We start from the raw sequence: 8524 nt of genomic DNA, 5'->3' as shown, positions 1-8524 counted from the left end.
GTAGTCGATCTCGGACTACCGCCCGTTTTCCGTTGTTCGCTACTGGACGTCCGGCCCCGGGTCACCGGCGCTGTGCGCCCCGGCTTTCGCCAGGTCCGGCTCGGCCGGAGGCGGCTTGCGGGTGCCGGTGAAGGTGAATGTCGCTTCGTCGCCCGCGCTTTCGCCGTCCCAGTTGTCCACATCGACCGTGACGACCTGGCCCGGGCCGACCTCCTCGAAGAGGATCTTCTCGGAGAGCTGGTCCTCGATCTCGCGCTGGATGGTGCGCCGCAGCGGACGGGCACCCAGCACCGGGTCGAAGCCGCGCTTGGCCAGCAACGCCTTGGCCTTGTCGGTCAGCTCGAGGGCCATGTCCTTGCTCTTGAGCTGGGTGGCGACCCGGGTGATCATGAGGTCGACCATCCGGATGATCTCGTCCTTGGTCAGCTGGTGGAAGACGATGATGTCGTCGATGCGGTTGAGGAACTCCGGGCGGAAGTGTTTCTTCAGCTCGTCGTTGACCTTCTGCTTCATCCGCTCGTAGTTGTTGTCACCGCCGCTCTGGGTGAAGCCCAGGCCGACCGGCTTCGAGATGTCCGAAGTGCCGAGGTTCGAGGTGAAGATCAGCACGGTGTTCTTGAAGTCGACCGTGCGGCCCTGGCCGTCGGTCAGCCGGCCGTCCTCGAGGACCTGCAACAGGCTGTTGTAGATCTCCTGGTGGGCCTTTTCGATCTCGTCGAACAGCACCACCGAGAACGGCTTGCGCCGCACCTTCTCGGTGAGCTGGCCGCCCTCCTCGTAGCCGACGTATCCCGGGGGCGCGCCGAACAGCCGCGAGGCGGTGAACCGGTCGTGGAACTCGCCCATGTCGATCTGGATCAAAGCGTCGTCGTCGCCGAACAGGAAGTTGGCCAGCGCCTTGGACAGCTCGGTCTTACCCACGCCGGACGGGCCGGCGAAGATGAACGAACCCGACGGGCGCTTGGGGTCTTTCAGCCCCGCCCGGGTGCGGCGGATCGCCTTGGAGACGGCCTTGACAGCATCCTCCTGGCCGATGATCCGCTTGTGCAGCTCGTCCTCCATGCGCAGCAACCGGGTCGTCTCGGCCTCGGTGAGCTTGAACACCGGGATGCCGGTCCAGTTGCCCAGCACCTCGGCGATCTCGTTGTCATCCACCTCCGCGACCACGTCGAGATCACCTGAGCGCCATTGCTTTTCGCGCTCGGCGCGCTGGCCGACCAGTTGCTTCTCGCGGTCGCGCAGGCTGGCCGCCTTCTCGAAGTCCTGGGCGTCGATGGCAGATTCCTTCTCCCGGCGCGCCTCGGCGATCTTCTCGTCGAACTCGCGCAGGTCTGGCGGCGCGGTCATCCGCCGGATTCGCATCCGGGCGCCCGCCTCGTCGATCAGGTCGATCGCTTTGTCGGGCAGGAACCGGTCGTTGATGTAGCGGTCGGCCAGGGTGGCCGCGGCCACCATCGCGCCGTCAGTGATCGACACCCGGTGGTGCGCCTCGTAGCGGTCGCGCAGCCCCTTGAGGATCTCGATGGTGTGCTCCACGGTCGGCTCGCCGACCTGCACCGGCTGGAAGCGACGCTCCAGCGCGGCGTCCTTCTCGATGTACTTGCGGTACTCGTCGAGCGTGGTGGCACCGATGGTCTGCAGCTCGCCGCGGGCCAGCTTGGGCTTCAGGATGCTCGCGGCATCGATCGCGCCCTCGGCGGCGCCGGCACCGACCAGGGTGTGCAGCTCGTCGATGAACAGGATGATGTCGCCGCGGGTGTTGATCTCCTTGAGCACCTTCTTGAGGCGTTCCTCAAAGTCGCCGCGGTAGCGGCTGCCCGCCACCAGCGATCCCAGGTCCAGCGTGTAGAGCTGCTTGTCCTTCAGCGTCTCGGGAACCTGACCGTGCACGATCGCCTGCGCCAGGCCCTCGACGACGGCGGTCTTACCGACACCGGGCTCGCCGATCAGCACCGGGTTGTTCTTGGTGCGCCGGCTCAGCACCTGCATCACCCGCTCGATTTCCTTCTCGCGGCCGATGACCGGGTCCAGCTTGCCCTCCATCGCGGCGGCCGTCAGGTTGCGGCCGAACTGGTCGAGCACCAGCGACGTGGACGGGCTGCCGGATTCGCCGCCGCGCCCACCGGTGCCGGCCTCGGCGGCCTCCTTGCCCTGGTAGCCACTGAGCAACTGGATCACCTGCTGGCGCACCCGAGTCAATTCGGCGCCCAGCTTCACCAGTACCTGGGCGGCCACGCCCTCACCCTCGCGGATCAGGCCCAGCAAAATGTGCTCGGTGCCGATGTAGTTGTGGCCGAGCTGCAGCGCCTCGCGCAGGCTCAGCTCGAGAACCTTCTTGGCGCGCGGGGTGAACGGAATGTGTCCCGACGGGGCCTGCTGGCCCTGGCCGATGATTTCCTCGACCTGGCTGCGAACGCCCTCGAGCGAGATGCCCAGCGACTCCAGCGACTTGGCCGCTACCCCTTCGCCCTCGTGGATGAGGCCCAGCAGGATGTGCTCGGTGCCGATGTAGTTGTGGTTGAGCATCCGGGCCTCTTCCTGCGCCAGGACGACGACCCGCCGTGCTCGGTCGGTAAATCTTTCAAACATCGGGTTACCTGCTCTCCCTCACATCGGTACAAACCTTTTAGCGGCCCAGTGCCGGTCCCCTGTGGCCGGAATCGCGTACCTGTCTCCACTGTAGTGGTCGGCCTGCCAGCGGGCCTAACCTTGGCGTGCGTTCTACGCCGCGGAGCCGCCGGGTGTTTCCTGGGCGGACCTCACCTGCGACTGCCAGCGGCGTTGCCCGCCATAACTGGAGAAACGTTGCGGTGTTCGAATTCGTTTCCCCGGGCCGCCCGACGATTGTTTCGCGCCCAGCGAAACGACAAACCGGCGCCCAAGCCTAAAAGCCCGGGCGCCGGTTTGAGGACTGCTAGGTCGCTGCGTGGAAGGCGTCGATCACGTCGGCCGGGATGCGACCCCGCGTCGAGACGTTGTGCCCGTTCCGGCGGGCCCATTCGCGGATGGCCGCGCTCTGCTCACGGTCGATCGCGCCACGGCCGCGTCCCGAACCGGAACGCCCACGCCGACGGCCCCCGACCCGGCGACCCGCCTCCACCCATTGCTTCAGATCGCTGCGCAGTTTCGCGGCATTCTTGGACGAAAGATCAATCTCGTAGGTCACCCCGTCAAGTCCGAATTCCACCGTTTCGTCGGCCGCGCCGGCACCGTCGAAATCATCGACCAAGGTGACGGTCACTTTCTTTGCCATTGGCTTATCCTCGCATTTCGTCCTGAGCAGTTACTGAGCAGATCGGATCAAACCTCCCCTGGTCACCAATGTGCCATATCAGTGCAGCATACTCAATCTGTACGGAAGCCGCACATTGGAACATTCACTACGACTGGGGCCGAACAATCGGGAACAAAACTGTCTCTCGAATTGACAGTCCAGTCAAAGTCATCAACAACCTGTCGACGCCCATTCCCGTTCCGGTACATGGCGGCATCGCATACTCGAGCGCGGCAAGAAAATCTTCGTCGAGCGCCATGGCCTCATCGTCACCCGCGGCGGCCGCGCGGGCCTGCGCGGCGAACCTCTCCCGCTGCACGACGGGGTCGTTCAATTCGGAATACCCGGTGGCCAATTCGACTCCGCGCAGATAAAGGTCCCACTTCTCGGTGACGCCCGCGATGCTACGGTGCTGGCGCGTCAAAGGCGTTGTCTCGACCGGGAAATCCCGCACAAACGTCGGGGCGACGAGCGCGTTGCCCACGGTGTGCTCCCACAGTTCCTCGACGATCTTTCCGTGTCCGTAGCCCCGGTCGGCGGGAATCTCGACGCCGAGCCGATCGGCGATTCCCAGCAACTCTTCGACCGAGGTCGCAGGCGTGATCTCGTCACCGAGTGCCGCAGACAATGACGGGTACATTTGTATGGAAGCCCATTCTCCGTCTATGTCGTAGACACTCCCGTCGGGAAGGGGGAGTTGTCGTGTTCCGATCGCCTCATCGGCGACCTCTTGAATAAGCTCACGCGTCACTACTGCCGAATCGTCATAGGTTCCGTACGCCTGGTAGGTCTCCAACATGGAAAATTCCGGAGAATGCGTGGAATCCGCACCTTCGTTTCGGAACACTCGATTTAGTTCGAAAACCCGGTCGAAACCCCCGACGACGCAGCGCTTCAGGAACAGTTCCGGTGCGATCCTCAAGTAGAGATCGATGTCCAGTGCATTGGAATGGGTGATGAACGGCCGCGCTGCAGCGCCGCCGGCCAGCGTCTGCAACATTGGCGTTTCGACTTCGAGAAACCCACGGCGTTCCAAAGCGTTGCGTATCGCGCGGATGACGGCGATCCGCTGCCGCGCCACGGTGCGCGCCTGCGGGCGCACGATCAGGTCGACGTAGCGCTGCCGTACGCGCGCCTCTTCGCTCATGTCCTTGTGCGCGACCGGCAGCGGACGCAGCGACTTGGACGCCATCTGCCAGCAGTCGGCCAGCACGGACAATTCGCCGCGCCGTGAGCTGATCACGTTGCCGTGCACGGAGACGATGTCACCGAGGTCGACGTCGGCCTTCCAGGCGTCGAGGGACTGCTGGCCGACCTTGTCGAGGCTGATCATCACCTGCAGGCTGGTGCCGTCGCCCTCTTGGAGCGTGGCGAAGCAGAGTTTGCCGGAGTTGCGGGCGAAGATCACCCGGCCGGCGACGCCGACGAGGTCATCGGTTGCAGTGTCGACCGGCAGGTCGGGATAGGCGGCACGGACCTGAGCCAGCGTGTGGGTGCGTTCGACGGCGACCGGGTAGGGGTCGTTCCCCTCGGCGAGCAGCCGAGCGCGCTTGTCGCGGCGAATTCGGTACTGCTCGGGAATGTCTTGGTCGTCGGCACTCACGACGTGCCAGCTTAAAGGACTGCGATTTGAGGGTGCGCCGACGGCTTTGGCTGTGCGCCGGTGCGTTGCCGGTGTCTCAGCGTGCCGTCTTTAGCCGGCCGCGCTGCGCGTCGCGGTTGCGTTCGAAGATCAGTCGCAGGCCGTGCAGGGTCAGGTGCTGGTCGTAGTGGGCGACGGTCTGCAGCTCGGGCAGCAGCAGCGGCGCGGTGTGGCCGGTGGCGACGATCGCGACGTCGTCGCCGGCAAAGCCGTCCACGTCTTCGCGGATGCGCCCGACCAAGCCGTCGACCAGACCGGCGAATCCGAATACGGCGCCAGCCTGCATGCACTCGACGGTGTTCTTGCCGACCACCGATCGGGGACGGGTCAATTCCACGCGGCGCAGGGCCGCCGAGCGGGCCGCGGCGGCGTCGGAGGACACCTGCAATCCCGGCGCGATCGCACCGCCGAGGAACTCACCTTTCGACGACACGACGTCCACACAGATCGAGGATCCGAAGTCTATGACGATGGCGGGCCCGTTGAACCGGTTGAAAGCGGCCAGGCAGTTGACGATTCGGTCGGCGCCGACCTCCTTGGGATTGTCGACGAGCAGCGGGATGCCGGTGCGCACCCCGGGCTCGATGAGCACGTGCGGCACCGACGGCCAGTACTGGTCGAGCATGAGCCGCACCTCATGGAGAACGGACGGGACCGTCGACAGCGCCGCGGCGCCGGTGAGCCGCTCCGAATCTTCACCGATGAGACCGTCGATGGTCAGCGCCAATTCGTCGGCGGTGATCTCCGCTTCGGTGCGAATCCGCCATTGCTGCACGACGTTTGCGTGCTCTTTGGTTCCCGATATCAGCCCGACGACGGTGTGGGTGTTACGGACGTCGATCGCCAGCAGCACGGCTACCGCGCAACGATCCGGGGATTGAGTAGCTCGGCCGCGTCGTCGGGCACGAACGCCGGATCGCTGCCCAGGTCGATCTGCTTGTTGTCGGCGTCGACGAAGACGATGCGCGGCTGATAGGCACGCGCCTCGGCATCCTCCATCGTCCCGTACGCGATCAGGATCACCAGGTCGCCCGGGTGGACGAGATGTGCTGCCGCACCGTTGATTCCGATCACGCCGCTGCCGCGTTCGCCGGTGATCGCGTAAGTGACCAGCCGGGCACCGTTGTCGATGTCGACGATGGTGACCTGTTCGCCCTCGAGCAGGTCCGCGGCGTCCATCAAATCGGCGTCGATGGTCACCGAGCCGACGTAGTGCAGGTCGGCCTGCGTGACGGTGGCCCGATGGATCTTCGATTTCAGCATCGTCCTGCGCATCAATTCCTCCAAGGTGATTGGGCGTATTCGTGGTGTCCGTCCGGCCCAGCGGTGCCGGCGGGTGTTTCGATCTGCATTTCGATGTTGTCCAGCAGCCTGGTGGTGCCCAGCCGGGCCGCAACCAGCAGCCGGGCCGAACCGTGGGCGGGCGCCGGGCCGAGCCCGGGGTCGCGCAGCTCGAGGTAGTCGACCGCGAGGTCGGGCACGGCGTCGAGCACCGCGCGCGCCGCGGCCAGCGCGGCCGCACCGCCGTCGTGCGCGGCGTGCGCACCGGCCGTCAGCGCGGCCGAAAGCGTCACGGCCAGTTCGCGTTGCGTGGGGTTCAGGTAGCGGTTGCGCGACGACATCGCCAGGCCATCAAATTCCCGGACGGTTGGCACCCCGACGACCTGCGCATCGAGGTTGAGGTCGGCCACCATCTGACGGACCATCACCAGCTGCTGGTAGTCCTTCTCCCCGAAGAAGATTCGGTCCGGCCCCACGATCTGCAGCAGCTTGCACACGACGGTGAGCATTCCGGCGAAATGGGTCGGCCGGACTGCGCCCTCGAGCTCGGCGGCCAGCGGCCCCGGCTGCACGGTCGTGCGCAGGCCGTCTGGATACATCGCGGCGGCCGTTGGGGTGAAGACGATTTCGACGCCCTCGGCGCGCAGCAGCGCGACATCGTCGTCCGGGGTGCGGGGGTAGGCATCGAGGTCCTCGCCTGCGCCGAATTGCAGCGGGTTGACGAAGATCGACACCACGACCACCGCGCCGGGCACCCGCTTGGCCGCGCGCACCAACGCCAGGTGTCCGTCGTGCAGTGCACCCATGGTGGGCACCAGCATCACCCGGCGGCCGGTGTGACGCAGGGCGCGGCTGACGTCGGCGACATCGCGGGGGGCGGAGTAGAGGTTGAGTTCGCCCGCCGTGAAGGCCGGGGGCTTGCCGGGTCTCATGGCGCCAGCACCTCCACGACGTCATTGGGGGCGTGCGCGCGCTGGGCTGTGCGTAAGGCGTTCACCCGGTACGCCTGCGCGAACTCCGGCCCGACCTGACCCAGTGCGGCCAGATGCCGCGCGACCGCGGCGGCATCGCCACGCGCGACCGGGCCGGTGAGCGCCGCCTGCCCGCGTTGCAGGGTGTTCTCCAGCGCGGCCCTGGCCAGCGGTCCGATGACGCGTTCGGCGATGCCGCCCGGTTGGTCGTCGACGGTCTGTTGGCCGAGCAGTTCGCTGCCGCGTAGTGCGGCGCGCAGCGCGTCGAGCGCGTCGGCGAGCACGGTCACGATGTGGTTGCCGGCGTGGGCGAGGGCGGCGTGGTACAGGACGCGGGCCTCCTCGGCGACGCAGAACGGTTCGCCGCCCATCTCCAGCACCAGCGATTGCCCGATCGCGTATCCGATGTCGTCGGCCGCGGTGACGCCGAAGCAGGAATCCGCCAGCCGGCTGATGTCTTCATCCGAGCCGGTGAACGTCATCGCCGGGTGGATTGCGAGCGGGATGCAGCCATCCTGGGCCAGCGGCTCGAGAATGTCGATGCCGTTGGCGCCGGACGTGTGGACCACGATGGTCCCGGGTCCCACCGCCGACGTAGCGGCCAGCCCGGAGACCAGGCCGGCGAGTTCGTTGTCGGGAACCGCGAGCAGCAACAGCTCGGCAGCGGCGGCCACGTCCGGGGGTGGTGCCACCGGCGTATCGGGCAGCCGGCGTTGTGCGCGCTGCCGCGACGCGTGGGAAATGGCGCTACACGCCACCACGACATGGTCCGCGCGCTCCAGCGCGACACCGAGAGCGGTGCCGACGCGGCCGGCCGAGATGATTCCCACCTTGAGCCGAGCCGGGCGCAAACCGTCGAGCTGCACCATCGCAGACGACCTCACAGATATCTTGTTTCGTTCCGGTCCCACCTGGTGGGTACCGTTCGGTCACTACGACTGTAGTCGATTACCAGGCATTACCCAATGTGAGGAAGCTCCCAGCTCAGCCTTCGCGGCGACGTCGCCGGCCCCCCTGGGACGGCTGCACCTGCAGGCGAGCGAGCAGATCGGCCACCGACTGGCCCCCCGTGGGGGTGCCTTCTCCCGCGCCATTGGGGTCCTCTTGCTGCGGATCGCCGCCATGCCGGGGCGCCTGCTCCGGTGGTGGCGGCGGCGCCAGCCGTGGCGGCGGCGTGCCAGCGGATGGGCCCGGGTGCACCGGCGGAGCCGCAACCACAGCCCCAGGGGCAGTGGCCGGGGCAGGGTTGGCAGCCGGCCGCCGCGGAAGGCCAGTGGTTACCCCCCGGCGCCCCGGGGAGCAATTGGGCCGGCGCCGATTCCCGCGCGGACTCCGCCGGTGGGCGGCGTGCCCGGC

7 protein-coding genes and 1 pseudogene are annotated in these 8524 nt (G+C 66.8%); 1 reads left to right on the top strand and 7 read right to left on the bottom strand.

Features of this window, described 5'->3' with window-relative positions:
- Positions 1 to 39 precede the first annotated feature (39 nt).
- The 7 genes from clpC1 to A5652_RS16870 form a co-directional block, all read right to left on the bottom strand.
- Positions 40 to 2589, bottom strand: coding sequence for an ATP-dependent protease ATP-binding subunit ClpC (gene clpC1, locus A5652_RS16900; protein WP_067353698.1), 2550 nt, complete (start codon positions 2587 to 2589; stop codon positions 40 to 42).
- A 325-nt stretch (positions 2590 to 2914) separates the two neighbouring features.
- Entirely contained in the window at positions 2915 to 3253 is a 339-nt protein-coding gene (lsr2, locus tag A5652_RS16895) for a histone-like nucleoid-structuring protein Lsr2 (protein ID WP_066955505.1), read from the bottom strand.
- Positions 3254 to 3380: 127 nt separating this feature from the next.
- Positions 3381 to 4877, bottom strand: a complete 1497-nt coding sequence (gene lysS / locus A5652_RS16890) for a lysine--tRNA ligase (RefSeq protein WP_067353696.1) — start codon at positions 4875 to 4877, stop codon at positions 3381 to 3383.
- A gap of 76 nt (positions 4878 to 4953) precedes the next feature.
- Positions 4954 to 5769, bottom strand: coding sequence for a type III pantothenate kinase (locus A5652_RS16885; protein ID WP_067353694.1), 816 nt, complete (start codon positions 5767 to 5769; stop codon positions 4954 to 4956).
- A gap of 2 nt (positions 5770 to 5771) precedes the next feature.
- Positions 5772 to 6191 (bottom strand): aspartate 1-decarboxylase, encoded by a 420-nt coding sequence (gene panD, locus A5652_RS16880; protein WP_067353690.1) that lies wholly within the window; start codon positions 6189 to 6191, stop codon positions 5772 to 5774.
- Entirely contained in the window at positions 6191 to 7129 is a 939-nt protein-coding gene (gene panC / locus A5652_RS16875; protein WP_067353686.1) for a pantoate--beta-alanine ligase, read from the bottom strand. Before panC ends, panD begins: the two co-directional genes overlap by 1 nt.
- Complete coding sequence (locus A5652_RS16870; protein WP_067353683.1) at positions 7126 to 8037, bottom strand: Rossmann-like and DUF2520 domain-containing protein; 912 nt, start codon at positions 8035 to 8037, stop codon at positions 7126 to 7128. The genes panC and A5652_RS16870 overlap by 4 nt, the downstream gene beginning before the upstream one ends.
- Before the next feature lie 276 nt (positions 8038 to 8313).
- On the opposite strand from A5652_RS16870, the pseudogene A5652_RS28660 reads away from it, so the two are divergent.
- Positions 8314 to 8524, top strand: a pseudogene (locus A5652_RS28660) (hypothetical protein); the annotation flags it as partial.

The sequence above is a fragment of the Mycobacterium sp. 1165178.9 genome, assembly GCF_001673555.1.
GTDB lineage: Bacteria > Actinomycetota > Actinomycetes > Mycobacteriales > Mycobacteriaceae > Mycobacterium.
The sequence above is the reverse complement of the archived record's forward strand: the minus strand, read 5'-3'. Positions and strand labels throughout refer to the sequence as shown.

Excerpts from the sequence above, each read along its gene's own strand:
- lsr2 (WP_066955505.1), bottom strand. The coding sequence starts at position 3,253 with ATGGCAAAGAAAGTGACCGTCACCTTGGTCGATGATTTCGACGGTGCC.
- panD (WP_067353690.1), bottom strand. The coding sequence starts at position 6,191 with ATGCGCAGGACGATGCTGAAATCGAAGATCCATCGGGCCACCGTCACG.
- clpC1 (WP_067353698.1), bottom strand. The coding sequence starts at position 2,589 with ATGTTTGAAAGATTTACCGACCGAGCACGGCGGGTCGTCGTCCTGGCG.
- panC (WP_067353686.1), bottom strand. The coding sequence starts at position 7,129 with ATGAGACCCGGCAAGCCCCCGGCCTTCACGGCGGGCGAACTCAACCTC.
- A5652_RS16870 (WP_067353683.1), bottom strand. The coding sequence starts at position 8,037 with ATGGTGCAGCTCGACGGTTTGCGCCCGGCTCGGCTCAAGGTGGGAATC.